26 protein-coding genes are annotated in these 25,576 nt (G+C 69.5%); 4 read left to right on the top strand and 22 right to left on the bottom strand.

From position 1 onward, the window contains the following. Positions 1-2 precede the first annotated feature (2 nt). The 7 genes from eno to radA form a co-directional block, all read right to left on the bottom strand. Complete coding sequence (eno, locus tag AAF430_06885; GenBank protein MEM7409940.1) at positions 3-1,298, bottom strand: phosphopyruvate hydratase; 1,296 nt, start codon at positions 1,296-1,298, stop codon at positions 3-5. Positions 1,299-1,364: 66 nt separating this feature from the next. Beyond that, positions 1,365-2,177 carry an ABC transporter ATP-binding protein gene (locus tag AAF430_06880; GenBank protein ID MEM7409939.1) on the bottom strand — a complete coding sequence of 271 codons (813 nt, stop codon included), beginning with the start codon at positions 2,175-2,177 and terminating at the stop codon, positions 1,365-1,367. Next, on the bottom strand, positions 2,174-3,196 hold the full coding sequence (locus AAF430_06875) for an iron ABC transporter permease (protein MEM7409938.1): 1,023 nt from the start codon (positions 3,194-3,196) through the stop codon (positions 2,174-2,176). Before AAF430_06875 ends, AAF430_06880 begins: the two co-directional genes overlap by 4 nt. After that, the gene (locus AAF430_06870; GenBank protein MEM7409937.1) at positions 3,193-4,041 is read right to left on the bottom strand and encodes a helical backbone metal receptor; all 849 of its coding nucleotides are present in this window, start codon (positions 4,039-4,041) and stop codon (positions 3,193-3,195) included. The genes AAF430_06875 and AAF430_06870 overlap by 4 nt, the downstream gene beginning before the upstream one ends. 67 nt (positions 4,042-4,108) lie before the next feature. Beyond that, complete coding sequence (locus AAF430_06865; GenBank protein MEM7409936.1) at positions 4,109-4,432, bottom strand: ComEA family DNA-binding protein; 324 nt, start codon at positions 4,430-4,432, stop codon at positions 4,109-4,111. A gap of 44 nt (positions 4,433-4,476) precedes the next feature. Beyond that, positions 4,477-5,502 (bottom strand): polyprenyl synthetase family protein, encoded by a 1,026-nt coding sequence (locus AAF430_06860; protein MEM7409935.1) that lies wholly within the window; start codon positions 5,500-5,502, stop codon positions 4,477-4,479. An 86-nt stretch (positions 5,503-5,588) separates the two neighbouring features. Beyond that, complete coding sequence (gene radA, locus AAF430_06855) at positions 5,589-6,983, bottom strand: DNA repair protein RadA (protein ID MEM7409934.1); 1,395 nt, start codon at positions 6,981-6,983, stop codon at positions 5,589-5,591. 147 nt (positions 6,984-7,130) lie between these two features. On the opposite strand from radA, the gene bioB reads away from it, so the two are divergent. The 3 genes from bioB (at position 7,131) to bioD (ending at position 10,065) form a co-directional block, all read left to right on the top strand. Continuing rightward, entirely contained in the window at positions 7,131-8,222 is a 1,092-nt protein-coding gene (gene bioB / locus AAF430_06850; GenBank protein ID MEM7409933.1) for a biotin synthase BioB, read from the top strand. A 62-nt stretch (positions 8,223-8,284) separates the two neighbouring features. After that, the gene (gene bioF, locus AAF430_06845) at positions 8,285-9,391 is read left to right on the top strand and encodes an 8-amino-7-oxononanoate synthase (GenBank protein ID MEM7409932.1); all 1,107 of its coding nucleotides are present in this window, start codon (positions 8,285-8,287) and stop codon (positions 9,389-9,391) included. Beyond that, entirely contained in the window at positions 9,388-10,065 is a 678-nt protein-coding gene (gene bioD, locus AAF430_06840) for a dethiobiotin synthase (GenBank protein ID MEM7409931.1), read from the top strand. Before bioF ends, bioD begins: the two co-directional genes overlap by 4 nt. Before the next feature lie 45 nt (positions 10,066-10,110). Here the strand turns inward: bioD and AAF430_06835 are convergent, their stop codons facing one another. Beyond that, a complete protein-coding gene (locus AAF430_06835; protein ID MEM7409930.1) occupies positions 10,111-11,736 on the bottom strand; it encodes a hypothetical protein in 1,626 nt (541 codons plus the stop codon). Between the two features lie 322 nt (positions 11,737-12,058). Next, positions 12,059-13,306, bottom strand: coding sequence for an NAD(P)/FAD-dependent oxidoreductase (locus AAF430_06830; GenBank protein ID MEM7409929.1), 1,248 nt, complete (start codon positions 13,304-13,306; stop codon positions 12,059-12,061). Positions 13,307-13,505: 199 nt separating this feature from the next. On the opposite strand from AAF430_06830, the gene AAF430_06825 reads away from it, so the two are divergent. Further along, entirely contained in the window at positions 13,506-14,069 is a 564-nt protein-coding gene (locus tag AAF430_06825; GenBank protein MEM7409928.1) for an MXAN_5187 C-terminal domain-containing protein, read from the top strand. Between the two features lie 92 nt (positions 14,070-14,161). Here AAF430_06825 and pyrF read toward each other — a convergent pair whose 3' ends face one another. The 13 genes from pyrF to AAF430_06760 all read right to left on the bottom strand — a co-directional run bounded on the left by pyrF (position 14,162) and on the right by AAF430_06760 (position 25,545). After that, a complete protein-coding gene (pyrF, locus tag AAF430_06820; GenBank protein ID MEM7409927.1) occupies positions 14,162-14,878 on the bottom strand; it encodes an orotidine-5'-phosphate decarboxylase in 717 nt (238 codons plus the stop codon). A gap of 79 nt (positions 14,879-14,957) precedes the next feature. Further along, a complete protein-coding gene (atpC, locus tag AAF430_06815; GenBank protein ID MEM7409926.1) occupies positions 14,958-15,365 on the bottom strand; it encodes an ATP synthase F1 subunit epsilon in 408 nt (135 codons plus the stop codon). Beyond that, positions 15,365-16,786, bottom strand: a complete 1,422-nt coding sequence (atpD, locus tag AAF430_06810) for a F0F1 ATP synthase subunit beta (protein ID MEM7409925.1) — start codon at positions 16,784-16,786, stop codon at positions 15,365-15,367. Before atpD ends, atpC begins: the two co-directional genes overlap by 1 nt. 128 nt (positions 16,787-16,914) lie before the next feature. Beyond that, positions 16,915-17,778 carry an ATP synthase F1 subunit gamma gene (gene atpG, locus AAF430_06805; GenBank protein MEM7409924.1) on the bottom strand — a complete coding sequence of 288 codons (864 nt, stop codon included), beginning with the start codon at positions 17,776-17,778 and terminating at the stop codon, positions 16,915-16,917. Next, complete coding sequence (gene atpA / locus AAF430_06800; protein MEM7409923.1) at positions 17,779-19,323, bottom strand: F0F1 ATP synthase subunit alpha; 1,545 nt, start codon at positions 19,321-19,323, stop codon at positions 17,779-17,781. A gap of 2 nt (positions 19,324-19,325) precedes the next feature. After that, positions 19,326-19,877, bottom strand: a complete 552-nt coding sequence (gene atpH, locus AAF430_06795; protein ID MEM7409922.1) for an ATP synthase F1 subunit delta — start codon at positions 19,875-19,877, stop codon at positions 19,326-19,328. Next, a complete protein-coding gene (locus AAF430_06790; GenBank protein MEM7409921.1) occupies positions 19,874-20,425 on the bottom strand; it encodes an ATP synthase F0 subunit B in 552 nt (183 codons plus the stop codon). Before AAF430_06790 ends, atpH begins: the two co-directional genes overlap by 4 nt. Beyond that, the gene (locus AAF430_06785; protein ID MEM7409920.1) at positions 20,422-21,006 is read right to left on the bottom strand and encodes an ATP synthase F0 subunit B; all 585 of its coding nucleotides are present in this window, start codon (positions 21,004-21,006) and stop codon (positions 20,422-20,424) included. The genes AAF430_06790 and AAF430_06785 overlap by 4 nt, the downstream gene beginning before the upstream one ends. Before the next feature lie 274 nt (positions 21,007-21,280). Continuing rightward, the gene (locus AAF430_06780; GenBank protein MEM7409919.1) at positions 21,281-21,616 is read right to left on the bottom strand and encodes a polymer-forming cytoskeletal protein; all 336 of its coding nucleotides are present in this window, start codon (positions 21,614-21,616) and stop codon (positions 21,281-21,283) included. Further along, positions 21,606-22,523, bottom strand: a complete 918-nt coding sequence (locus AAF430_06775) for a ParB/RepB/Spo0J family partition protein (GenBank protein MEM7409918.1) — start codon at positions 22,521-22,523, stop codon at positions 21,606-21,608. The genes AAF430_06780 and AAF430_06775 overlap by 11 nt, the downstream gene beginning before the upstream one ends. Then, positions 22,516-23,415, bottom strand: a complete 900-nt coding sequence (locus AAF430_06770; protein ID MEM7409917.1) for a ParA family protein — start codon at positions 23,413-23,415, stop codon at positions 22,516-22,518. The genes AAF430_06775 and AAF430_06770 overlap by 8 nt, the downstream gene beginning before the upstream one ends. Before the next feature lie 184 nt (positions 23,416-23,599). After that, positions 23,600-24,235, bottom strand: a complete 636-nt coding sequence (gene rsmG, locus AAF430_06765) for a 16S rRNA (guanine(527)-N(7))-methyltransferase RsmG (GenBank protein MEM7409916.1) — start codon at positions 24,233-24,235, stop codon at positions 23,600-23,602. Positions 24,236-24,693: 458 nt separating this feature from the next. Beyond that, positions 24,694-25,545, bottom strand: coding sequence for a R3H domain-containing nucleic acid-binding protein (locus AAF430_06760; protein MEM7409915.1), 852 nt, complete (start codon positions 25,543-25,545; stop codon positions 24,694-24,696). Between the last annotated feature and the right edge of the window lie 31 nt (positions 25,546-25,576).

The following is a 25,576-nucleotide window of genomic DNA, read 5'->3' as shown; positions in this document are numbered from 1 at the left end:
GGCTACTTCGCCCCCGAGAGCGTCGTGCGCCCGGCGTAGACGGCGCGGTCGCCGAGATCGGCCTCGATCGCGAGCAGGCGGTTGTACTTCGCCACCCGATCCGAGCGCGAGAGGGAGCCGGTCTTGATCTGCCCGGCACCGGTGCCGACGGCGAGGTCGGCGATCGTGGTGTCCTCGGTCTCGCCCGAGCGGTGCGACACCACCGCCGCGTAGCCCGCTTCGCGCGCCAGGCGGATCGCTTCGAGGGTCTCGGTCAGCGTGCCGATCTGGTTCACCTTGATGAGGATGGCGTTCGCGACGCCCTGGTCGATCCCTTCCTTCAGGATCTTCGGGTTCGTCACGAAGAGATCGTCGCCCACCAGCTGCACCTGCTTGCCGAGCTTGTCGGTCAGCGCCTTCCAGCCCTTCCAGTCGGCTTCGTCGAGGCCGTCCTCGATCGAGACGACCGGGTACTGACGCACCCAATCTTCCCAGAACGCGATCATGCCTTCGATGCTCAGGGTGCTGCCTTCGCCCTCGAGCACGTACTGCCCATCCTTGTAGAACTCGCTCGACGCCGGGTCGAGGGCGATCGCGATGTCCTCGCCGGGTCGGTATCCCGCCGCTTCGATCGACGCGAGCACCAACTCGATGGCCTCGCGGTTGCTCTTCAGATTGGGCGCGAAGCCGCCTTCGTCGCCCACCGCCGTGGCGTAGCCCTTGTCGGCGAGCAGGCCCTTCAGCTTGTGGAAGGTCTCAGTGCCCCAGCGCAGCGCTTCGGAGAAGGTCGGCGCGCCGAGCGGGAAGAGCATGAACTCCTGGAGGTCGACCGTGTTGTCGGCGTGGGCTCCGCCGTTGAGCACGTTCATCATCGGCGCGGGCAGCACGTGGGCGTCCTGACCGAGGAAGCGGTAGAGCGGCTGGCCGGTCGCGTTCGCCGCGGCATGTGCTGCCGCGAGGGACACACCCAGCAGCGCGTTGGCGCCGAGCCGGGACTTCGTGTCGGTCCCGTCGCAGTCGAGGAGCGCACGATCGAGGGCTTCCTGCTCGGCCAGACTTCCGAGGGTCAGGCCCTGGACCGCCTTGGCGAGCTCGCCGTTCGCGTTGGCGACGGCCGTCTGCACGCCCTTCCCCAGGTAGCGGCCGGCGTCGCCGTCGCGCAGCTCGAGGGCTTCGCGGGATCCGGTCGAAGCGCCGGACGGCACTGCCGCGCTGCCGACCACACCGGTCGACGTCGTCACGTCCACCGCGACGGTGGGATTCCCGCGGGAATCCAGAATTTCCCGCGCCTGCAGCTTCTCGATCTTCAACTCGGCCAACGAACACTCTCCTGCGGGCGGGGGGATGAGGGCCCCGGCCGGCGTCTCCTCGAATGGGCCGGGAGGCTAGGAGACCCCACCGCCCGGCGCATCTCGCGGTCCGACGTCGCGGTGGGGCACGACCAGAGGAATGCCGTCGCTCGCGGTCTCGACACGCGCCTCGACGCCGAAGACCGACCGCAGTAGCTCCGGTCGGAGCACCTCCGACGGCGAACCCTCGGCGACGATGCGGCCTTCGGCCATCAACGCGAGCCGATCGCAGCTGCGGGCGGCCAGGCTGAGGTCGTGGGAGACGACGAGCGCGGCCCCACCCCGCTCAGCGAACGCCCGCACGCGCTCGAGGACCCGGGTGCGATGACGCAGATCGAGGTGCGACGTCGGCTCGTCGAGGAGCAGCACGTCCGGGTCCTGGGCCAGGGCCCGCGCCACCAGCACCAGCTGTCGCTCCCCCCCCGAGAGTTCCAGCATCGAGCGGTCGGCCAACGCGGCGATCCCCATCTCTTCCAGGCAGGCCCGGGCGGTGGCGACATCGGCTTCGCTCTCGAAGCCCGGGCCGATGCGATGCGGCGCGCGTCCCATCAGGACGACTTCGCCTGCGCGGAACGGAAAGGGGATTTCGACGTCCTGGGGGACCACGGCGAGGCGACGGGCCAGCTCGCGCCGCGAGAGCGCGTCGACCGCAGTCCCGGCCAGCCGCACCTCCCCGCGCGCGGCCGCGACCACCCGGGTAGCGACACGGAAGAGCGTCGTCTTCCCCGCGCCGTTCGGACCGGCGAGGCCGAGCACTTCTCCCGCGGCCAGCTTCAGCGACAGCCCCTCGAGAACCGAACGGTTGCCGAGCCGCACGGCCAGGTCGTCGAAGACGAGCGCCTCGCTCATGACGGAAAGCTCCCGGCACGGTTGCGCCGCAGCAGATACAAGAAGAGGGGCCCACCCACGAGCGCGGTGATGGCGCCGACCGGGAGCTCGCGTCCACCGAAGGCCGAGCGCGCGACGGTGTCGCTCAGCACGAGAAAGGCCGCTCCCGAAAGCGCCGCCGCGGGCAGGAGCAGGCGGTGGTCGGGGCCGAAGCGCAGGCGTAGGAGATGGGGAACGATCAGTCCCACGAAGCCGACGAGACCCGCCACCGCGACCGCCGCGCCGACCATCAGCGACGTCGAGAGCAAGAGCAGGCGCTGCAGCCTTCCGACCTCGACCCCGAGCTGCGCCGCCGACTCTTCGCCGAGCACGAGGAGATTCAGGTCGCGCAAGAGTGGCAGCGCGCATCCCAGCCCGAGGAAGAGGAAGCCCGCAACGATCGGTGCGGCGTCGGCGCGCACGCTCGAGAGACTCCCGATCAACCAGAGAAAGAGGCTCGTCCCCTCGGTGAGGCCGGAGAGCGACGCCATGAACACGATGCCCGCCGACGCGAAGGCGTTGAAGACGACGCCGGTCAGCAACAGGTGGTGGGCAGACACGCGGCCGCCGGTCCCAGAGACACCGTAGAGCGTCGCGGTGGTGAGCAGCGCCCCCGCGAAGGCGGCCGGCGGGACAGCGCTGGCGCCCCAACCGAGGGCCGGACCGAAGGAGAGCGCGAGGATGCCTCCCACCGCCGCGCCTCCCGAAACCCCGAGCACGTAGGGATCGGCGAGCGGGTTGCGCAGCAGCGCCTGGAAGAGCACCCCGGACACGGCGAGCGCTGCGCCCACGACGGCGGCGAGCGCCACCCGGGGCAGCCGCACACGCCAGACGATGTCCTCGATCGCCGGCGCTTCCAGGCTGCCGAAGAGCGCGCGGAACGCGTCGCCCGGGTGCAGCGCACTCGGCCCCGCGATGACGCCCAGCGCCACCACGAAGAGCAGGAGCCCCGCGAGGCCCACGAGCCGCAGCGCGGCAGCGCGGGCCGAGAGCACCTTCATGGCGTCGCGCCCGCCGCGACGTGCGCGCGCAAGAGCGCGAGGCTCTCGTCGAGGAAGGGACCGGGCACGGTGATCTGCTGCTCGAGCACGTGCACACGCGACGCGACCACCGCGGGGAGCGAGGGCCAACGCTGCCAGTGCGCTTCGGCTTCGTCCGGCGGGTCGGCCGCGTCGAGGATCAGGGCCGGGCCGGCCTCGATCAGCCACTCGACGGACACCCGCGGATACGCCTCCTCGAACTCGGCCCCGAGGTTGTGCGCGCCCGCGGCGACGAGCATCGCGTCGAGGTAGCTGCCGGACCCAACGACGTAGAGCGGGTCGCGCTGCAGCACGATGACCGCCGAGGGGGGATCTTCCCGGGGGCTGAGGTTCCCGTCGGCCCACGCCTCGCGAATCGCCATGACCCGCGCCTGCGCTTCGCTCTGACGGTCGAGCTGTGCGCCAAGCACGCCGATCGAGGCCAAGACCTCCATCGTGGTGACATTGCGCAGGGCCAGCACCTCGATACCGAACTCACCGAGTCGTGTCTCGAGGTCGCGCTGCTGTGCACTGGGCACCAGGGCGACGATGTCGGGCTCGAGCGACACGATGGCTTCGAGACTCGGATTGAAGAGCCCCCCCACCGTGGGCAGATGCGCGACGCGCGGCTCGCGCTCGGCCGAGGAGGAATCGACACCTACCAGTGACTCCTGCGCTCCGAGCGCCAGCACGATCGCGGTGACCGACGGCGAGAGCGAGACGAGTCGCACCCCCTTGGCGTCGTCGCGGGGCGCGGCGGCATCGCAGGACACGACCGCGACGACGCAGGCGCACAAGGCTGCGAGCCGGAGGCGGAGGGGAGGCATCGCGGCAGGGTAGCGACCCCGCTGCGCCTGGAGGCCGGCGGCCACGCGCCGCCGGCCCCGTCGAGCCTCAGTCCTGGCGGCGGAAGGTGGTCTTCCCCTCGACCGACAGATGCGGCTTGAGGCGTGCGAAGCCCGCCTCGCCGATGCCCTTCACGTCGAGCAGATCCTCGACACGCTTGAAGCCGCCGACGGCTTCGCGCTGGGCGATCACGGCGCGCGCCCGCGATTCGCCGATACCGGGCAAGGCCTCGAGCTGCTCCGCGGTCGCCGTGTTGAGGTTCACGACACCGGAGAGCTTCGCGGTCTCGGCGTGGCCGACGCCCGTGCCGGCCACCCAGAGGAAGGCGACGAGCGCCAGCGCGGCGCCCGCCTGTTGCAGGATGCGAGTCATGGGAGGGTTCTCCCGGGACCGATGCGGGGCGAAGCGAGGGCGATCTAGCGATCGCGAGAGACGGCGAAGTCGGCACCCGCCAGCAGGGCCCGCTTTGCGGGGCCATCGGCGAAGGGGGCGATCGCTGCGCGCGCGCGGGCGGCGTGCTCTTCGGCGCGTCGGACCGTGTCTTCCATGCCCCGGTGGCGGCGCACGACGTCGATCGCCGGATCGAGGTCGACGTCGTCGGAGACCGGCTCACCCGCGTCGGCGAAGCGCGCGACGGCTTTGAGCAGCGCACCCACCGCGTCGCGCTCGGCGGAAGAGCAGCGCTTCAACGCGAGCAGCAGGGGGAAGGTCACCTTCCCTTCCCGCAGGTCGTCGTAGGGGCGCTTGCCCAGGTCGGCCTCGCGGTCTTCGTAGTCGAGGGAGTCGTCGCGCAGCTGGAACGCCAGTCCGAGCTCGCGGCCGTACTCGGCCAGGCGGCGGCGCTCGGCGCGGGTGACGCCACCGAGAATCGAACCGGTTTCACAGGCGGTCGACAAGAGCGCGGCACTCTTGCGTTCGATGACGGCGAAGTAGTGCGACTCGGTGATCGACAGGTCGAAGCTGTGCTGCAGCTGCAGCAACTCGCCTTCGGCCATGCTGCGGATCGCGTTCGCGAACACGTAGAGGATGTCGAGGTTGCCGTCCTCCACGATCAGCGTGGAAGAGCGCGCGTAGAAGAAGTCGCCCGCTAGCACCGCGCGGCGGTTGCCCCAGATCGCGTTCGCCGAGGGCCGCCCGCGCCGCATCTCCGATACGTCGACGACGTCGTCGTGGAGCAGGGTCGCGGTGTGCATCAGCTCGATGGCCGCACCCATGTGGATCCGGCGCGGGCCCGTATAGCCACACAGCTCGGCGGCCAGCAGCACCAGGGCCGGGCGCATCCGCTTCCCCCCCGAGGCCAGCACGTGGTCGCCCACCAGGGCGAGCACTTCGCCGGCGGTGGCAAGCTGCTCTCGCATCACGCCCTCGACGAGCGACAGCTCGTCCGAGAGGGAATCCATCACCGCGGGGAAGGACGCGGCTTGGGGGGCTCCATGCGTCATCGCGACCACCCTAGCCATTGCGGTTCGGGCTGTCAAAGTCCGCAGATCCTAAAAAATGAACAAAAACCGGGGGTTAACGGACGTCCTCAGGAATTGTGAACGGGGGTTGAACGCAGCCAGGCCACCGCCTCGCCGACTTCGGAGACGGGAATGAGGCGCGCGCCGGCCGGGGTGGAGAGGCCGTCTTCGGTCCCCGCCGGCACCAGCAGCTGGCGGAACCCCAAGCGCGCGGCTTCTGCCACGCGGGCATCGAGTCGACTCGCGCGGCGGATCTCACCCCCCAGGCCGACCTCACCGCAGGCCGCCGCGTCGACGGGCAGCGGGACGTCGAGCCGACTCGACGCAAGCGCGAGCGCCAGACCGAGGTCGGCACCGGGCTCCCGCACCCGCACGCCACCCACCGCGTTGACGTAGATATCGCGCGACACCAGGTCGACCTGGGCGCGACGGTCGAGCACGGCGAGCAGCAGCGCCAAGCGCGCGTCGTCGACGCCAATCGCGGTGCGCCGCGCGGTGCCGTAGCCCGCCGGTGCCACCAGCGCCTGGATCTCGATCAGCATCGGTCGCGTGCCTTCGAGCAGCGGCACGATGCACGAACCCGGCGCGCCGCCGCGCCGCTCGGCGAGGAAGCGTTCGCTCGGGTTCGCGACGGCCTCGAGGCCTGCGCCGCTCATGTGGAAGACGCCCACTTCTTGCGTCGACCCGAAGCGATTCTTCTGCGCACGCAGCAGACGGAAGGCGTGGAAGCGGTCTCCCTCGAACTGCAGCACGACGTCGACGAGGTGTTCGAGGACGCGCGGCCCGGCGATGGCGCCTTCCTTGGTGACGTGGCCGACGAGCACCAGCGCCGTGCCGTGGGCCTTCGCCGTCGACGCGAGCAGGGCCGCGCTCTCGCGCACCTGGGCGACCGAGCCCGCCGCCGACTCGACGCGCTCGCTGCGTAGGGTCTGGACCGAGTCGACCAGGACGAGGCCGGGCGCGGTCTCGCGCCACGGCGCCGCCAGCGCCTCGACGCGGGTCTCGGGCAGCACCACCAGGTTCTCGGGGAGCTGGGGTAGACGATCGGCACGCAGCCGGATCTGTTCGGGGCTCTCTTCGCCGGCCACGTAGAGCACGGGCCGCGAAGACTCGAGACTGGCGGCGAGTTGCAGCGCAAGGGTCGACTTCCCGATGCCCGGCTCACCGGCGAGCAGGGTCACCGAGCCCGGGACGAAGCCCCCGCCGAGCACCCGGTCGAGCTCGGGGATGCCGCTGGCCAGGCGCGGCACCGAGTCGGCGTCGATCTCCGCCAGACGCCGCGGCTTGGCGCCGACCGGGCTGGCCTCGGGCGAGGCCACGTCGAGGGTGGGCGCCGCCGTGCTGCCTCCCACCGCCTCCTCTTCGAGGCTGCCCCAGGCGCCGCACTCGGGGCAGCGACCCAGCCAACGCGGCTGCTGCGCCCCGCACTCGCGGCAGGCGTAGATGCTCCGAGGACGCCCCATCGGCGCCAAGGTAGCGGGCCCGCTGGGACCCCGGGGCTGTCAACCCGGCGCGAGGCTTCGGTTGACAGGGCCCCGACCGGGCCCCTAGCTTGGCGGCGGTTCGCGGCCGGGATCCCCCGAGGTCGCAGTTTCCCGAGGAGATTCGCCGTGTTCGAGCGTTACCAGAAGCTGGCCGAGCGGGCCCTGGCCGACGAGGCCCCGTCCGAGGCCGACGCGCTGTGGATCCTGGATGGCGACGACGTCGCGCTCCTCCCGCTGCTGCACGCGGCCTTCGCCCCGCGCGAACGTCACTTCGGCCGGCGCGTCATGGTGCACGTGCTGAACAACGTGCAGAACGGCCTCTGCCCCGAAGACTGCGGCTACTGCTCCCAGTCGCGCGATTCCGACGCTCCGATCCGCAAGTACAAGATGAAGGACCGCGAGACGATCCTCGCCGAGGCCGAGCACGCCGCGAAGTCGGGGGCGAGCCGGTACTGCATGGTCATGTCGGGCCGGGGCCCGAGCCTGGCCCTCACCCGGAAGCTCGCCGACACGGTGCGCGAGGTGAAGGAGCGCTACCCGATCGAGGTGTGTCTCTCGGTCGGCCTCCTCGAAGAAGAGCACGCGCGCATCCTCGCCGACGCCGGACTCGATCGCCTGAACCACAATCTGAACACGAGCGAGTCTCACTACGGCGAGATCTGCTCGACCCATACCTATCAGGACCGGGTGAACACGCTGGTCGCCGCGCGGAAGTGCGGCATCGAGCCCTGCAGCGGATTGATCCTCGGCATGGGCGAGACCAGTCAGGACGTGCTCGAAGTCGGTTTCCGGCTGCGGGAGCTCGAAGTGCCCTCGATCCCGGTGAACTTCCTGATCCCGATCGACGGCAACCTGGTCACCGACGACGGCAGCCTTTCACCCGAGCGCTGTCTGCGCGCGCTGTGCTTGATGCGCCTGATCAATCCGCGGGCCGAGCTGCGCGCGGCCGGTGGACGCGAAGGCCACCTGCGTCACCTCGAACCGCTCGCGCTCTGGCCGGCGAACTCGCTCTTCGTCGAGGGCTACCTCACCACGAAGGGCGACGCGGTGAACGACACCTACCGGATGATCCGCGAGGCGGGCTTCGAGGTGGAAGGCAACCCGCTCGCCCCCTCGCCCCACGATGCACCGATCGCCGTCTCCGATGACGGCGGGTTCCGACTGCGCGGCGGCGACGGCGAGATCCTGAAGCCCGAGATCGCGCGCGGGGACGCGTGAGCGTCGCCGACGTTGCGGCGGAGACTCTCGGCGCGATTCGCGCACGGGGGACCCACCGTCGCATGCGCGTGCTCGACGGCGCCCAGGCGCCTCGGATGGTCGTCGATGGGCGCGAGGTGTTGCTCTTCGCGGGCAGCAACTACCTCGACCTCGCGCATCACCCGGAGGTCGTCGAAGCGGCGAGTCGCGCGGCGCGCGACTACGGCTGCGCGAGCGGCGGCTCGCGTCTGATCAACGGCAACCTGCGGCTCCACGAAGAGCTCGAGGAAGGCCTCGCGAAGTTCTTCGACACCGAAGCCGCGCTCGCCTTCAACACCGGCTACGCGGCGAACGTCGGCGTGATCCCCGCCTTGGTCGGACGCGGCGACGTGGTCGTCTCGGACGCGCTCTCCCACGCCTCGATCGTCGACGGCTGCCGGCTCTCGAAGGCCGACGTCCGCGTCTTTCCCCACGGCGACGTCGCAGCCCTCGAAGCCGCGCTCGAAGGAGCCGCGCGCGACTACCGGCGCGTGCTGCTCGCGATCGACGGCGTCTACAGCATGGATGGGGACGTCGCGCCGGTCGCCGAGATGGTCGCGCTGGCGAAGCGCTTCGACGCGATGGTGCTGCTCGACGACGCCCACGGCACCGGCACGCTCGGCGCGCGAGGGCGGGGCAGCACCGAGCTCTGCGGCGTGAAGGATGGCATCGACGTCCTGCTCGGCACCCTCGGCAAGGCGATCGGTTCCTTTGGGGCCTTCATCGTCGGCAGTCACGCACTGCGGGAGCTGCTCGTCAACGTCGCCCGCTCCTTCATCTTCAGCTGTGCGCTGGCCCCGCCCCAGGTCGCGGCCGCGAGCGCGGCGCTGCGGCTCGTCGAACGCGAGCCCGCGCGGCGCGAACGCTTGCAGGCGAACGCCGCGCGACTGCGCGCGCGACTCGCGGATCACGGCATCGCCACGGCGCCCAGCACCACGCAGATCGTGCCCGTCCAGATCGGCGAAAACGCGACGACGATGGCGGTCTGCGAGGCGCTGCTCGAGCGCGGCTTCTATGCCCAGGGGATTCGACACCCCTCGGTGCCCGAAGGAACCGCGCGCCTGCGCATCACCCCGATGGCCACCCACACCGACGGCGAGATCGACGCGCTCGCCGACGCGGTGGCCGACGAGATCGCGCGACGCCTGTGACTTCCGCGCGCGGCGTGTTCGTGAGCGGCACCGATACCGGCGTCGGCAAGACGGTCGTGGCGTGTGCGATTGCCCGTGGATTGCGGGAACGCGGCGTCGACGTGGGCGTCATGAAGCCGATCGAAACCGGTGTGGGACCGGACGGTCCGCTCGACGCCCAGGCGTTGCGCGAAGCGGCGGGGAACCCGGACCCGCTCGAAGCCGTGTGCCCCATGCGGTTCGCCCAGCCGTCGGCGCCGACGGCGGCAGCGCGGGACGAAGGGCGCCAGTTGTCGCTCGAACCGCTCGACGCGGGCTTCGAAGCCCTGCGCGCACGTCATGATTTCCTCGTGGTGGAAGGCGCCGGTGGCGTGCTCGTCCCGGTGACCGATGACTGCTCGATGCTCGCGCTGGCAAAGCGCTGGGCGCTCCCGCTGGTGCTCGTCGCGCGGGCGAACCTCGGGACCATCAACCACACCTGGCTGTCGCTCGCGGCCGCCGAGCGCGCCGGGGTACCCGTCGCGGGGCTCGTGATCAGCCACTCGACCGGCCCGCTCTCGGAAGCGGATGCGGCGAACCTCGAAGTGCTGCGGCGCGACCCCCGTGCCCCCTGGCTCGGAGAGGTTCCGCCCCTGGCGCCGGGGGAGGTCCCGAAGCCGGACGCGCTGAACCTGTCCGCGCTGCTGGCGCGCTGACCCGCGCCGCGAGGGGTCGGACCCCGGGGCGCGGGTCGATGCGAACTAGGGACAGGTCCCGTCGTAGACGGCGGAGATCGTCGCGTTGGTCGCGTCGTAGCACGTCGTCCAGATGGCGTCCGCCACCAGGGTCGGTTGCGGACCAGAGAACGAACCCGCCGACACGAGGGTGTAGACCGTCCCCGAGGACGGCACGGGGTCGGACGCACGATCTTCGATGTCCTCCAACAATACGTGGATCTTCGGGAAGTTGGAGAAGTGGGCGTTGCCGGCCACCACGATCGGCGCGATGCCGTCGTTTCCGTTGACGTCCGAGACGGTCGTGATCTCGAAACGCAGCTGGCTGCGCGAGGAAACCGTCAGGTTTCCGCCCACATCGATGTCCGCACCGTGGCCAATCACCGTGAACACGCCCGTTCCGTCCACGTTTCCGATGCCGAGGTTCTGATCCACGGTGAACGAGCCGTTGCGGATCGTGACCGCCGACTGGCCTGTGTGGTGCGGAGCTGAAGACGAGCCCATCGTCATCGATTTGGTGGAAAAGGTCCCACCGTCCACGATCAGGCTGCCCATCCCCTGGTCACCGACGCGGATTCCCTTGTTGAGGGTCACCGTCGCGTCGTTCCGCACGTGCATCACGCCGAACGACCCGGCCAGCGTCCCTACGGTGACCACTTCATGGAAGATGCTCGTGCCACCAGAGAAGTCGGCGATGCCGATGCCAGGAATCCGCCCGGAACCGTCTTCAACGAAGTCGTTCGGATAGTGCGAGCTCCCTTGCTGTTTCGTGTAGCTATAGCCACGGCCGATGCTCGATCCGACGACCTCGATATCTTCGACGGGATCGAAGGCGGGATTGTTGGGATCCTCGGGATCGTCGTAGCCTTCCTCGAGGTGACCTCCGCTCACGTGAAGGATTCCGAGCCCCTGGACGCCGACATCGACGCCGGGCGTGCGAAGCTCGCCTCCCTTGAGGTCCACCACGCCGATCGAATCTGCCGAACCCATGGCGATCGATACCTTCTTGGTCGTGTGTACTTCGCCGCCGGTCTGCTCGAAGAGCCCGCGAGCACCGAAGTAGCCCACGCGCAGATAGGCCTTCGTGAACTCGGGATCGCCCGAGCCCGCCTCCGACGCGTACTTCCCCACTTGGAGCTTCCCGTCAGAGATGCGAAGCGTGCCGGTCGCGCCGACGTCCACCGGGAGCAGCAGTCCCGGGGGCGTGGGGGGTGGATCGCCGAGGTGGTCCGCGTCCCAGCCACCGATATAGAGCTGGCCCGTGCGGTACTCGGCCAGCGCATCGTCGAGGATCACCATGCCGGGCGCCTCGAACCCGTGGTACGAGACGTAGGACTTCAACCAACTCCCACTCGCCGCTGCGATCGGCGGAATCTCGTTGGTCGGGTTGGTTCCGGGCTTCCAAACCCAGCCCGTGTCGGTTCCGGCTGTGGCGTCCCAGCGCTCGTCGATGATGATCGACGGGTCGTTGGCGTCGCGAAGCCCTTCGAACCAGGCATGCGGCGTGTCGCCGTTGCTGATGCGGCCCGCCGTTCCGGTGGCGGGCGCCCAGAGAACAATGACCGCCGCGAACGACGCAAGCGCAGCGGGCGGGATCCAACGGAGTCTCGTACTTCGGTTTCGTTCTTCGGAGAGGTTCGTGTACCGGGACATGCGGTCACCTCACGAGTTTCCCCGCGGTTTGCAGCCCGACGCGCCGAGTGCGGGGAAGCTCGATGCGCCCCGTCCGACCACCGAACGATCGGCGGCCCTCGAGAGCGTGTGGTCGCCGTTCCGGAGTTGTGTTGCGCGAGTTGCGCGGGTGTGACGTTGGTCACGCAGATCGTGGAGAGGATCGAGCGTTTGCAATCGCTACGCGTTTCAAGCGCCGCAAGGTCGGTTGACAGTGGTCGCCAAGCGTCGCGCGCGTGATCGATCGGCGGTCACGCGCGGCGGACCGTTCGACTCGGGGGGCGTCGGGCGCGACGCATCGAAGTCACGCGTCGGCGCGAAGTCGTTCGGAGATCGAGGACTCGGAGAGTCGAAGACTGCGGCGCAGGAAGCCGCGCTTTACCCCGGCCATCGTGCGGATCATCTGACGTCGCAGCGGTGGAATCCCCAGCGCGAGGGGCAGGGCGAGGTCGCGGACGAACCCGGCGCTCGGGATCGACGACTGGAAGAAGGGTGTGAGCCAGCGCGTGAAGCGTTGGTAGAAGGCGAGGTGGACGCGGCGGCGCGCTGTGTAGTCGGACAGCGCGGTGTCGAGTGCGTCGTGTTCCGCGAGGCACTGGGCCAGCACCCAGGCGTCCCACAGGGCCAGGTTCACCCCCTGGCCCAGCTGAGGGCTCATCGCGTGGCCCGCATCGCCGAGAGCGACCCAGCCGTCGCCGTGCCAGCGCGGCATCACGACGTCGAGGTAGCCGGCGAAGGACCAGGCCTCGATCGGCACGGTCTCGAGGAGCGGCGCTGCACGCGGTTCGAGGGAAACGATCTGGGCGTGGAGGGCTTCGGCACCGGCGGCACGCACAGCGGCCTCAGCGTCGGCCCGCACGCTGTAGAAGAAGCTGACCAGCGGGGTGGCAGTCGAGTCGTCACCGCGGGTGCCCGTCGGGAGGAAACCCACCATCGTGTGGGTACCGCGAACGACCTGTTGGAGGGTGTCGGTGAACACCCGCTCGGGGTCGGGCGCGATCGTCCAGAGCGCACCCCAGGGGTAGGGGCGCGCGCGGTGGGGCAGGCCGGTCCAGCCGCGAGCGGCGGAGCGCGCGCCGCCCGCGATGATCACCAGGTCGAAGGGTCCCTGGCGCTGACCGTCGACGCACAGCCAGCGCGCGTCCCCATCGGCCTCCCAGCCCGTGACGTCCGATCCCGTGTGCAGGGGAACCGAGGCGGCCTCGAGGGCCGCGGCGAGGATCTCGAGCAGGGTCGCGCGGTGCATGCCATAGGCGCGCGCGCCCGGTAGCCAATCGTCGTAGCGGAGGTCGAGTAGACGCCGGCCCCTGTCCGTCGCGGCGTCGATGCCCACCAGGGGCGCACCGTGCGCCGCGGCCGCGTCTCGGAGCCCGAGGACCTCGAGGACCTGCAAACCGGTGGGCTGGAGCATGAACCCGGTCCCCACCGGCAGGAGCGCGGGCGCGCGTTCGAAGAGCTCGACGGCGTGACCCGCCGTCGCCAGGAGCAGGGCCGCCGCCGGCCCGGCGCTGCCGCATCCGATGATCCCCACCCGCAGCGCTCCGACCGCCATCAAGGCAGGTTAGCTCCGGCGCGCCTCCAGGTTGCGTCAAGGCTGCCCGTGACGCGCGTCATTAGTGCACGTCAGGCGAGTGCGTCAGTATCGCGTCATGGTGGAGGCGGCTTGGTGCCGGTTGGCCTCGATCGCAGATTTGTGGCGAAAGAGCCCCGATTTGCTCAAGTCTCGCTGCCGGGAGCCCGAACCGGGTGGCGTGGCCGGTGAAACGATCGAAGAGCAGCTGCAGATCCTGGATCACAAGCTCTCGCAGCTGAAGCGGGAGTACGACCAGTACTTCCTCGGAACCCGGCCCCGCGAGCCGGTCCTGCTGCGCGGCGACGTCAACAAGATGGTCGCGAAGCTCTCGAACCTCCACATCCAGAACACGGGTGCGCGCTTCAAGTTCAGCAGCCTGTGTTCCCGGTTCCAGGCCTTCCGGCGTCAGTGGGACGAGACGCTGCGCAAGATCGAGGCGGGCACCTACGAGCGCCACCAGTTCAAGGCGAAGATCCATGGGGTCGGTGGCTCGAAGGTCGGCGGTCCGCCTGGCCCGAAGCCCGATGCTGGCAGGGGCGAGGACCTCTTCCAGAACTACATGGACGCCCGCCTCGCCTGCGGCGAGAGCGTCAAGGGTCTGACGCGCGAGAAGGTGGAGGGCGTGATCGAGAAGCAGCGCGCCCAGCTCACGAAGAAGTTCGGGGCCGAAGCCCAGTTCTCGTTCCGGGTCGCGGTCGAGGACGGCAAGGTCCGGCTCAAGGCGTCCCGCAAGACCGGCTGAGCGCGTCTCGAGGCCATGACGCACGCGTCTGACGCGCGTCGACGACACCCGCGTCATGGCTTAGCGCCGAGCTCACACGCGTATTGACGCGATCAGGCCAGGGCGCGGGCGATCGTGTCCTGGATCGCCTGGGCCGCGGCGCGGGGATCCTCCGCGTCACGAATCGGGCGCCCGACCACGATGTGGTCCGCGCCCCGGGCGAAGGCGTCTTCCGGCGTGACGACGCGGCGTTGGTCGTCCGTCCGGTCGCGGGGACGGATGCCCGGGGAGACGATCAGGAAATCCTCTCCCACCGCCTTGCGCAGCGCGGGCGCCTCCAGGCCGGACGCGATGACGCCGTCACACCCGAGCTCGACGGCGCGCCGCGTGCGGTGGATGACCGCTTCCTCGATGGTCCCGCGGAACCCGAGATCGGCGAACTCTGCGTCATCGATGCTGGTCAGCACCGTCACGGCCAGGAGCCGGACCGATCCGCGCTCGGCGACCGCGGCGGCGATCATCGAGGGATTGCCGTGGACCGTGGCGAAATCCACCCCGTTCTGGGCCAGTCCGCGAACCGCCCCCGCCACGGTGGCCGGGATGTCGTAGAACTTCAGATCCGCGAAGATCCGCTTCCCGCGGTCGCGAAGCTCGCGGATCAGATCGAAGTAGCGCCCGCTGGTCGAGAGCTCGAGACCCAGCTTGTAGAACTGGACGCTGTCGCCGAGCTGGTCGGCCAGCGCCAACGCTGCGTCATAGCTGGGAACGTCGAGCGCGAAGATCAGGCGCTGGTCGACCGGGATCTCCCGGGACGTCGTCAAGGCGCGCACCGGTCCAGACGCGGAACCGGCGAACGGAGGCTCCGGCGCGTCATGACGCGCGTCAATGTGTGGGTGTCGATCGCGCCGTTCAGCGCTGGCTCACGGCAAGGCGGTTGCGTGCGCGGGCCACTGCGGCCTCGAAGTCGGCGAGTCGGGCCTCGTCATCGGGCGCGGAGCCGAGCTCGGACAGGCCCTGCTCGGCCCGCTGGAGCGCCAGCTCGGCGCGCGCCGTATCGATGTCACCCCCGAGCTCGCAGGAGTCGACCAGCACCGCGACCGCTTCGCTCGACACGTCGGCGAAACCGTCGGCGACCGAGGCATAGACGGTGGAGCCGTCCTTCTGGATCTGGACTTCGCCGACCCGCAGCGGGCAGAGGAAGCGCTCGTGATCCGGGAGCACACCGAAGTCGCCCTCGGTGCCCGGCAACACGACGCCGTCCACGGGGCCCGCGTAGGCCGCGCCCGCGGGAGTGACGATGGTGAGTTCTAGCGCCATCAGGACATCCGCTTCGCTTTCTCGATGGCCTCTTCGATCGTCCCGACCATGTAGAAGGCCTGCTCGGGCAGATCGTCGTGCTTGCCCTCGAGCACTTCCTTGAAGCCGCGGATCGTGTCCTCGAGCCGGACGTAGACGCCCGGGGTACCCGTGAACTGCTCGGCCACGTGGAAGGGCTGGGAGAAGAAGCGCTCCAGCTTTCGCGCCCGCGACACGGTCAGCTTGTCCTCGTCCGACAGCTCGTCCATCCCGAGAATGGCGATGATGTCCTGCAGGTCCTTGTACTTCTGCAGGGTCTGCTGGACCCCGCGCGCGACCTGGTAGTGCTCGTCGCCGACCACCTGCGGATCGAGGATCCGGCTGGTGGAGTCGAGCGGGTCGACCGCCGGGTAGATGCCCAGCTCCGAAATCCGGCGCGAGAGCACCGTCGTGGCGTCGAGGTGGGTGAACGCCGTCGCCGGCGCCGGGTCGGTGAGGTCGTCCGCGGGGACGTAGATCGCCTGCACCGAGGTGATCGAACCCTTGGTGGTCGAGGTGATGCGTTCCTGCAGCTCGCCCATGTCCGTGGACAGAGTCGGCTGATAGCCCACCGCCGAGGGAATCCGCCCGAGGAGCGCCGACACTTCGGAGCCCGCCTGGGTGAAGCGGAAGATGTTGTCGATGAAGAGGAGGACGTCCTTCCCTTCCTCGTCGCGGAAGTACTCGGCGGCGGTGAGCGCCGTCAGGCCGACGCGCGCACGGGCTCCCGGCGGCTCGTTCATCTGGCCGAACACCAGGGCCGCCTTGTCGAGCACGGTCATGCCATCCGGCGTCTTCGCCTCGGCCATCTCGTTCCAGAGGTCGTTGCCCTCGCGGGTACGCTCCCCCACGCCGCCGAACACCGAGTAGCCCGAGTGCTCCTTCGCGATGTTGGTGATCAGCTCGAGGATGACGACGGTCTTGCCGACGCCGGCGCCGCCGAACAGACCGACCTTGCCGCCCTTGGGGTAGGGCGCGATCAGGTCGACGACCTTGATGCCCGTCTCGAAGGCTTCGACGCTCGTCGACTGGTCCACGAACTCCGGCGGCTCGCGGTGAATCGGGTAGGTCGACTGGGCCGAGATCTCCCCGCGCTCGTCCACCGGCTCGCCGATCACGTTCATGATGCGGCCCAGGGTGGCCTCGCCCACCGGGATGCGGATCACGTCACCGCTGTTGCGCACTTCCTGGCCACGGCGCAGACCGTCGGTGGTGTCCATGGCGATCGTGCGCACGGTGTTCTCACCGAGATGCTGGGCCACCTCGAGCACCAGGTTGTCGTCGCGCTCGTCGATGCCGGGGTTGGTCACCTTCAGCGAGGTGAGGATCTCGGGAAGTCCCCCGGGCGGGAACTCGACGTCCACGACGGGGCCCATGATCTGGACGATCTTGCCTGCTTCCATTGTTCTCTTCGTTCGCCTCCGGCTCACGGCGCGCTTCGACCTTCGGTCTCGCTTGCGCGGGCGGGTGATGTGCTTGGGTACCGCCGGTCGGCCGGCGGACGGGGTTGAGGATGATTCGGGCGCCGTGCCTAGAGGGCTTCGGCGCCGCTGACGATTTCCACCAGCTCCTTCGTGATCGCGGCCTGGCGCGCACGGTTGTACTGGAGGGTGAGGGATTCGATGAGCTCTTCCGTGTTCCGCGTCGCCGACTCCATGGCGGCCATGCGGGCGGCGTGCTCACCGGACTGGTTCTCGAGGAGCGCCCGGAAGATCTCGATCTCGACGGCCTTCGGCACCAACACCGCCAGGAGCTTCTCGGGATCGGGCTCGATCTCGTAGGGCAGCGTCTCCGCGTCCTCGTCGACTTCTTCTGCGGTGAACGGAAGCAAGCGAACGACGCGCGGGGTCTGGTTCATGGCCGACACGAACTCGGCGAAGACGAGCACGACCTCGTCGATCTCCTGGTTCGCATAGCGGCGCGAGAGGTACTGGGCAGCCTCGGCAGCCTGACCGTAGGTGACCCAGCCGTCCTGGGCGTAGTGCTCGGTCAGCGCACTCGCGTGCTTTCGCTGGAAGGCCTCGCGACCCTTCTTGCCGGCGGTGCTGATGAACACCTGGCGCCCTTCGGCTTCGCGCTCCGCCACGGCTGCGCGGGCGGCCTTGATCACGTTGCTGTTGAACGCACCGCACAGGCCACGATCCGAGGTCACGACCAGGAACTCGACCGTCTTCTGTTGGTCGTGGGCCTTGAGCAGCGGGTGCTCGCTGTCCTTCTGCGCGGCCGCCACTTCAGCGAGCGTGGCGCGCATGCGCTCGGCGTACGGCCGGGCCGACTCGATCGCCTCCTGCGCGCGACGCAGCTTCGCACCCGCCACCATGCGCATGGCGCGGGTGATCTGCTGCGTCTTCTCGACGCTGGTGATGCGCCGCTTGATGTCCTTGAGGCTCGGCACTTACGCAGCCGCGCTTCCGGAGCTCGCCGTGAAGACCTTCGCAAACTCGTCGAGCGCCGCGGTCAGCTTCGTTTCGGTGTCTTCCTCGAGCTTCCCGCTGTCGCGGATGCTCTTCAGGACGTCGCCGTGGCGGGTACGGACGTACTCGAGCATCTCCGCCTCGTAGCGGGCGATGTCCTCGAGTTCGAGCTCGCGCACCCACGACGCACGGTCATCCTTCGGCGTGCCGGCGTAGATCGAAACGACCTGCTCTTCCATCGGCAGCGGCGTGTACTGGGGCTGCTTCAGCATCTCGGTCTGGCGTTCGCCGTTCGCGAGCTGCTCCTGGGTCGCCTTGTCGAGGTCGCTGCCGAACTGGGCGAAGGCCGCCATCTCGCGGTACTGGGCGAGGTTCAGCTTCAGCGTACCGGCGACGCTCTTCGTCGCCTTCGTCTGGGCAGCACCGCCCACCCGTGACACCGAAATACCCACGTTCACCGCGGGGCGGATGCCCGAGTTGAAGAGGTCGGTCTCGAGGAAGATCTGACCGTCGGTGATCGAAATGACGTTGGTCGGGATGTACGCCGAGACGTCGCCGGCCTGGGTCTCGATGATCGGCAGCGCCGTGAGGCTGCCGCCGCCGAGCTCGTCGCTCATCTTCGCGGCGCGCTCGAGCAGCCGCGAGTGGACGTAGAACACGTCGCCCGGGTAGGCCTCGCGTCCCGGCGGGCGGCGGAGCAGCAGCGAGAGCTGGCGGTAGGCGACGGCCTGCTTCGAGAGGTCGTCGTAGATGATCAGCGCGTGCTTGCCGTTGTCGCGGAACCACTCGCCCATCGTGACGCCCGTGTAGGGCGAGATGAACTGCAGCGGCGCCGACTCACTCGCGCCGGCGGCGACCACGATCGTGTAGTCCATGGCGCCGTACTGGGTGAGCTTGTCGACCACCTGGGCCACCGTCGACTGCTTCTGGCCGATCGCCACGTAGATGCAGAAGACGTCGGTGTCCTTCTGGTTGATGATCGTGTCGATCGCGATCGCCGTCTTGCCGGTCTGGCGGTCGCCGATGATCAGCTCGCGCTGGCCGCGCCCGATCGGGGTCATGGCGTCGATCGCCTTGATGCCGGTCTGGAGCGGCTCGTGCACCGACTTGCGGGCCACGATGCCGGGTGCCTTCAGCTCGACGCGGCGGCTCTCGCTGGTCTGGATGTCGCCCTTGCCGTCGATCGGGTTGCCGAGGGCGTCGACCACGCGGCCGACGAGCGCCTCGCCGACCGGCACCTCGATGATGCGGTTGGTGCGGCGGACCAGGTCGCCTTCCTTGACGTGGGTCGTCTCGCCCATGACGGCGATACCCACGTTGTCCTCTTCGAGGTTGAGCACCATCCCGTTGGTGCCGCCCGGGAACTCGACGAGCTCCCCGGCCATCGCCTGTTCGAGGCCGTAGACGCGCGCGATACCGTCACCGATCGACAGCACGGTGCCGGTCTCGGCAACGTCGATCTCCCGGTCGTATTCCTTGATCTCGCGCTTCAGGATGTCGGTGATTTCACCGGGCTTGATATCCATGCTCACTGTCCTCTCGTGAGGGTGTCGCGCAGCTGGTCGAGCTGCGTCTTGAGGCTGCCGTCGAAGACGACGTTGCCGACCACGGCGACGGCGCCGCCGATGAGGTCGGGATCGATTTCCACATCGAGTTCCACCTGGCGGCCGGTGCGGGCGGCCAGGGCGCGCTGCAGGCGGTCGCGCTGGGCGTCACCGAGCGGCGCGGCCGCGCGTACGCGCGCCTTCACCAGGCCGGCGGCTTCGTCGGCCAGCCGATCGAACTCGCTGCAGATCGCATCGAAGTCGACCAGGCGACGCTGGTCGATCAGGTAGACGAGAAAGTTCCGCACCGAGCCCGAAAGACCCAGCTGCTGACCCACCGCCTTCAGCACGCCGCGGCGCTGCTCGACGGGGTGGAGCGGGCGGAACAGCGCCCGACGCAGCGACGGCTCGGTCTCGAAGAGCTTCGCCATTCCCTGCAGCTCACCGCGGACGGCATCGACGGCCTGATCGTCCTGGGCGAGGGAGAAGAGTGCGCGCGCGTAGCGGCGCGCGGCGGCCGTGTTCTGCACGCTCACGAGCTGGCCTCCGGCGCCCGCTCGATGCGGGTGATGAATTCGTCGACGAGTCGATCGCGGTCTTCGCCGGTCACGTTCTCGCGCAACATGCCGCTGGCGAGCTGGACGGCGAGCTCCGAGGCCTCTTGGCGCAGGCTGCCCCGCGCCCGGCGCAGCTCCTGGTCGACCGCAGTCGCCGCGTCCTTGCGGATCCGCTCGGCCGCTGCCTTGGCGTCCGCGAGCAGGTGCTGGCGCTCGGTTTCCACCCGCTCTTCGGCGGTGGTGCGAATCGAGGCGAGCTCCTGGTCGAGCTCGGTGAGCTTTCGCTGCCACTGGGCATGCCGCTCTTCGGCTTCCTTCTTCAAGGCGGCCGCTTCCTCGAGTTGCTTGCGGATGTCTTCGCGGCGATCGGTGAAGAACTGGACGGCCGGCTTGCGGACGAGCACGAACAGCACGGTGAACAGGATCAAGAAGTTGACGGTCGGCCAGAGCAGGCCGGCGCCTTCGGCCGCCGCCGCGGGAGCCGCCGCGAGCAACACCGCCAGGAGCGTCGCCAGATGTCGCGTCATAGTGCGCGCCCCAGCACCTGCGAGGCGGCCTGGCGGGCCAGCTCTTCGGCTTGAGCGCGCAGACCGGAGCGGGCGCCTTCGAGCGCACTGGCCACTTCGCTGCGTGCACGCTCGATCTGCTGCTCGGCGTCCGAGCGGGCAGCGGCGGTTTCGCGCTGGGCTTCGTCGCGCACCTCTTCGAGGGCGCCACGACGCTTCTGTTCGGTGGTCTCTCGGGTCTCGGCGATCGTGCGCTCGTAGCGGGTGAGGACCTCGCGCGTCTGGGCTTCGAGCTGCTCGGCGCGCGTCTTGGTGCCGGCGATGCGCTCTTCGCGCTCGTCGAGGACGCGCAGCAGCGGCTGGAACACGAAGGCGTTGACCGGGAAGATCAGCAGCACGAACAACAAGAGCAGACCCACGAGTCGAAACCCGTAGGGCGCACCCATGGCTTCTGCCCAGGACGCGACGGGCATTTCGGGAAGCAGCTGCAGGCCACCCTCGGAGGCAGCGTGCGCTTCGGGCGCGATGCACAGCCCGAGTGCCACGAGGCCGGTGGCCAGGGCAGTCGGGGAGAAGAGCCGCGGGAGGAGGGATCGGTTCATGACCGGGGGATCCCGTCGCGGCCGGACCAAGGGAAGGGGCCGGGCGCAGCGGGACCGCTTTACCTCGCCAGTTGAACTCGAAACGGGTGGCGGTGGAGCTAGGCGCGAGAACGCCGGGCTGGCCTTTCCGGTTTCGATGGTGAGTGGATTGGGGTCGGAAGGAACAAGGACCGGCGCGCGCCGGTGCTTGGGCGCGGCAATTCTTACATAGCTGGCCCGAACTTCAAGACGCGCACACGCCCGTTTTGCGGCTAGAACGGGCGCTTCGGGGGTCTCAGGCGGTTGGGCCGCAGCGGCAGTGGCCGTTGACCCGCGCGCCCTCCGCCATCTCCAGGGCACTCGCGGTGACATCGCCTCGGACGACGGCTCCGGGCCCCAAGGTCAGGCGTCCGCGGGCCGCGATATCGCCCTCGACCGAACCCTCGACCACGACCTCCGCGGCCTGAACGTCGGTGTGGACCCGCCCGGTGGGTCCCACCCACACCAGGGCCTCGGCCACGATCTGACCTCGGACCTCGCCGTCGATGCGGGCCGGCCGCGGAAGGACCACCAGCCCCTCGAAGACGGCGCCCTCGGCCAGCGCCACGTCGCGGGGTGCTTCAGGAGCCAAGCAGGGCCTCGGTCAGGCGGTCGAAGTCCTCGGCGCCGAAGTACTCGATCTCGATGCGGCCGCGCTCGCCGTCGCCCTTGATGCGAACCCGGGTCTGGAGGCGCTGGCGCAGGGCGTCGGAGACGCTCTGAAGGTGGGGATCCGGGCGGTTGCGGGCTTCCGCCGTGCCCTCGGGCTTCGGCTTCGGCCGCGCCCATTCCTCGGCCGCGCGCACCGACAGCTGGTCCTCGACGATCCGGTCGCGCAGCTGGCGGCGGCGCTCCGGGCTCTGGACCGTGAGCAGGGCCTTCGCGTGACCCAGGCTGAGGCGTCCCGACTCGACATCGCCCTGCATCGGCTTCGGCAGTTCGAGGAGACGCAGGTGATTCGAGATGGTCGAGCGGTCCATGCCGACCCGCTCGCCGATCTCTTCCTGGGTCGCGCCAGTATCGGAGAGGGCACGGAACGCGACGGCCAACTCGATCGGGTTCAGGTCGCGCCGCTGGACGTTCTCGACCAGGGCCACCTCCAGGCGATCGCGCGGGTCGATCTCGAGGATCACCGCCGGCAGGCTCTCGAGGCCCGCCTGCTTCGAAGCCCGCCAACGACGCTCACCGACGACGAGCTCGTAGCGATCGCCCGCTCGCCGCACGACGACCGGCTGCAGCACGCCGTGGATGCGCACCGAGTCGACCAGCTTCTGGAGGCCTTCGGCTTCGAACACGCGTCGGGGCTGATCCGGGTTGGGGTCGATCAGTGCGATCGGTAGCTCGGTGCGGCCTTCGGTCGGCGGGCCTTCCGTCGCTGGTGAAGCGGCGGCCGACCGCGAGGCGGCGGGCGCCTGCGGAGCGATCGGGGCCGGATCGGCACCGCGATTCGGCAACAGCGCTCCGATCCCACGGCCCAGGGCATTGCGCGGGTTACTCATCCAGTTCTCCTTCGGGACGCGGCGTGGAGAGCGCAGCGTCGGCAGCGTCAGGGTTCGGCGGGTCGGGCTCGACGGAGGCGGCGCGCGGGAAGGCGGGCGACGGCGGCGATACTGGGGGTTGCGGCTGCGGAATGCGCCCCAGCAGCTCGGACGCGAGGTCGAGGTAGGCGCGCGAGCCCTTCGAATGGACGTCGTAGAGCAGGATCGGCTTTCCGTGGCTGGGCGCTTCGCTGAGTCGCACGTTGCGCGGGATCGTGGTCTGGAAGACCTGCTCGCCGAAGTGTCCACGCACCTCGGATTCGACCTGGCGCGAGAGGTTGTTGCGCGGGTCGGACATCGTCAGCAGCACGCCCTCGAGCTGCAGCCCCGGGTTCAGTTCGCGGCGCACGAGCTCGACGGTCTCGAGCAGGCCGGCCAGACCCTCGAGTGCGTAGTACTCGCACTGCAGCGGGATGATCACACCGTCGGCAGCGGTGAGTGCGTTGAGTGTCAACAGACCGAGCGACGGCGGGCAATCGATCAAGACGATCTCGTAGGCGTCGCGCACTTCGGCGAGCGCGCGCTCGAGTCGTCGCTCGCGGCTGATCGCGGATACGAGTTCGATCTCGGCGCCGTAGAGATCGCGTCCGGAAGGGACGAGATGCAAGTAACGCAATTCGGTTTCACGCGTCATGTCCTTCATGACGCATGCACCACTGAGCGCGTCGTACACCTGCGGCGTGCTCCCGCTCTCGCCGAACGCGCTGGAAGCGTTGGCCTGCGGGTCGAAGTCGATGACGAGGGTCGACCGCTCGGAGGCGGCGAGGCTGGCGGCGAGATTGACCGCCGTCGTGGTCTTCCCGACTCCGCCCTTCTGGTTGACCACAGCGAACACGCGGCCCGGTTGGGTCATCGCTTCTCACCCCTCGCTCACTCGCCCCGGCGTCGGCAGGCGCCCCGCCCAGCGCCACGAGGCCCGCATCCGGGCCTCCACCGAATTTCCCCTTGGGGAAAGCGACTACAATCCCTTGGATACCACAGGATCCGGGACGGGGCCATCCCTGAAGCCCTGTCTTTTCCCCTGATTTTTCAGCCGCTTAGGGTGAGCCCGCTGGGCGATGGAGCCAGGCCGCCCGTGGCGGTCCGTCGGGCGCTGCATAGGAATGGAGCGTGCCCGGGCGTAGCTCGGGGATCTCGGAAACGCGCAGATCCGGGTTGGTCGCGATCGCGAGCCAACCACCGGGCTGCAGCCAGGGGCGCATCCAGGCGACCGCCTGGGCGGGCTGCGCGAACGCCTGGGAGATGACTCCTTCGCAGGGCTGCGGGGGCAGGTCCTCGACACGCCCGCGAATGGCCTCGACGTGGTCCAGCCCGAGTTCCCGGATCACGGCGCGTTGGAAGTGGTGCCTGCGCTCTCGCGACTCGATCAGCCGAAATCGGGTATTCGGCCGGCACAGGGCCAGCGGGAAGCCAGGAATTCCTGCGCCGCTCCCGAGGTCGGCGAGAGTCTCCGCCGGCGGCAGCACGCGCTCGAGGGCGGCGGCTTCCATGAGCAGCGCTTGGGCGATCCGGGCCTCGCCCTGGTGCCCGGTGAGGTTGAGGCGCTGGCTCCAGCGATGCAGCAGCTCCGCCAGTGCCAGCCAGCGAGGGTCGGCCTGGACCGAATCGGGAAACCCCAGCTGTGCCAGGCCCGCTTCGAGGATCCGAGCCGTTTCGGGCGGTGCCGGGGCCACGGGCGCCGAGAGTACCGCCCGGCCTCGGGCGGTCCAGGGGTATATCCAGCATTCCGCGGCCTTTCGGCTCCGCTGTTCCACGTGGAACGCGTGCGCTCCGGACGCAGGCCTCTGTTCCACGTGGAACATCCGTGGCCAGGAGGCCATGCGGCCCAGCGAGATCCCAGCTGTCGGACCCGGGATTCGCGCGGGATAGGAGACTTCCGTTCCACGTGGAACGCCGTCAGCTCCGCGGCGCTCGGACGCAGGGGCCTGGGGCCCTCCTCGCCCAGCGTCGATTCCTCTGCCGCTGGAGCCCTCCGTTCCACGTGGAACGCGAGGGGTCATCCGCCGAGCCCAACACCACACCCGGGATGCAGGCATGGACAGGGCCAGAAACACGAAGGGCGCGCAACCGGTTCTGGTGCGCGCCCTCCTCCCCGGCTCCCGGGGAGATCCGTCTCGGGGTCGACCGGGCTCTAGGAGCCCTCGCTCTGGCGGAGCGCCTCTTCGTACTCATCCGCGCCTTCCGGCACGACCACGACCTGGCGGTAGCGCCCTTCCCCGATGCTCATCGTGGCGACGCTGTCGAGCTCCTTCACGGCGAGGTGGATGGCGCGCCGATCATGACCGTTCATGGGATCCAGCGCGATCGCCTTGCCGCCTTCCTTCGCCCGCTTCACGGCCCGCTCCGCCAATCGTTCGAGGTGCTTCTCGCGCGACTCCGAGGCGCCCTCGATATCCAGCACGACCCGGCCCTCGTCCTGGATCCGCGCCAGCGCCTGGTTCGCCAGCAGCTGCAGCGCATCGATGGCCCGCGCCTCGCCGGCTGCCAGCACGGCGGCCGCCGCGCCCTTCACCTCGACCGCCGTCACGTCGCCTTCCTGCGATTCGGAGATCTCGAAAGGACCGACCTCCAGACGCTCGATTGCGCCGCACACGTACTTCCCGATCTCGCCGAGCTCGCCCTGAACCTTGCCGACGGACGGCTCGTCCGAGAGGACAGGAGCCGGGGCGGCGTCGCGACCACCGCGGTCGCGACCCCCGCGCTCGCGTCGCTCGCGCCCACCTCGGTCGCGTCCACCGCGGCCCTCTCGATCGCGGCCCCGGCCCTCACCACCGTCGCGGGGCCCGCGCGGTGCCGGCGGCTTCCGATCCTTCGGCCCGGCCACCACGACCGTGCGGCCGCCGAGGCCATACACATCTCCCGCCGCCGGTTCCTCGATCTGGAGCGCATCGCTCTCCAGACCAAAGAAGGCGCACGCCTTGGCGACCGCGGCCTCGCGGTCATCGGCGACGAACTCGTGGAGTTCCTGTTTCGCGTCGTACATCTCTTTCCTTCTCTCTTTCCTGACAGTGATC

It is taken from the genome of Myxococcota bacterium (assembly GCA_039030075.1).
Lineage (GTDB): Bacteria > Myxococcota_A > UBA9160 > UBA9160 > SMWR01 > JAHEJV01.
The sequence above is the reverse complement of the archived record's forward strand: the minus strand, read 5'-3'. Positions and strand labels throughout refer to the sequence as shown.

Coding starts and splice junctions, on each gene's coding strand:
- radA (MEM7409934.1), bottom strand. CDS start 6,983: ATGGGGCGTCCTCGGAGCATCTACGCCTGCCGCGAGTGCGGGGCGCAG.
- AAF430_06835 (MEM7409930.1), bottom strand. CDS start 11,736: ATGTCCCGGTACACGAACCTCTCCGAAGAACGAAACCGAAGTACGAGA.
- atpA (MEM7409923.1), bottom strand. CDS start 19,323: ATGGATATCAAGCCCGGTGAAATCACCGACATCCTGAAGCGCGAGATC.
- AAF430_06860 (MEM7409935.1), bottom strand. CDS start 5,502: ATGACGCATGGAGCCCCCCAAGCCGCGTCCTTCCCCGCGGTGATGGAT.
- AAF430_06875 (MEM7409938.1), bottom strand. CDS start 3,196: ATGAAGGTGCTCTCGGCCCGCGCTGCCGCGCTGCGGCTCGTGGGCCTC.
- AAF430_06865 (MEM7409936.1), bottom strand. CDS start 4,432: ATGACTCGCATCCTGCAACAGGCGGGCGCCGCGCTGGCGCTCGTCGCC.
- AAF430_06880 (MEM7409939.1), bottom strand. CDS start 2,177: ATGAGCGAGGCGCTCGTCTTCGACGACCTGGCCGTGCGGCTCGGCAAC.
- AAF430_06790 (MEM7409921.1), bottom strand. CDS start 20,425: ATGACGCGACATCTGGCGACGCTCCTGGCGGTGTTGCTCGCGGCGGCT.
- AAF430_06830 (MEM7409929.1), bottom strand. CDS start 13,306: ATGGCGGTCGGAGCGCTGCGGGTGGGGATCATCGGATGCGGCAGCGCC.
- bioF (MEM7409932.1), top strand. CDS start 8,285: ATGCGCGTGCTCGACGGCGCCCAGGCGCCTCGGATGGTCGTCGATGGG.
- AAF430_06760 (MEM7409915.1), bottom strand. CDS start 25,545: ATGTACGACGCGAAACAGGAACTCCACGAGTTCGTCGCCGATGACCGC.
- atpC (MEM7409926.1), bottom strand. CDS start 15,365: ATGGCGCTAGAACTCACCATCGTCACTCCCGCGGGCGCGGCCTACGCG.
- AAF430_06870 (MEM7409937.1), bottom strand. CDS start 4,041: ATGCCTCCCCTCCGCCTCCGGCTCGCAGCCTTGTGCGCCTGCGTCGTC.
- AAF430_06785 (MEM7409920.1), bottom strand. CDS start 21,006: ATGAACCGATCCCTCCTCCCGCGGCTCTTCTCCCCGACTGCCCTGGCC.
- AAF430_06770 (MEM7409917.1), bottom strand. CDS start 23,415: ATGACCCAACCGGGCCGCGTGTTCGCTGTGGTCAACCAGAAGGGCGGA.
- atpD (MEM7409925.1), bottom strand. CDS start 16,786: ATGGAAGCAGGCAAGATCGTCCAGATCATGGGCCCCGTCGTGGACGTC.
- AAF430_06775 (MEM7409918.1), bottom strand. CDS start 22,523: ATGAGTAACCCGCGCAATGCCCTGGGCCGTGGGATCGGAGCGCTGTTG.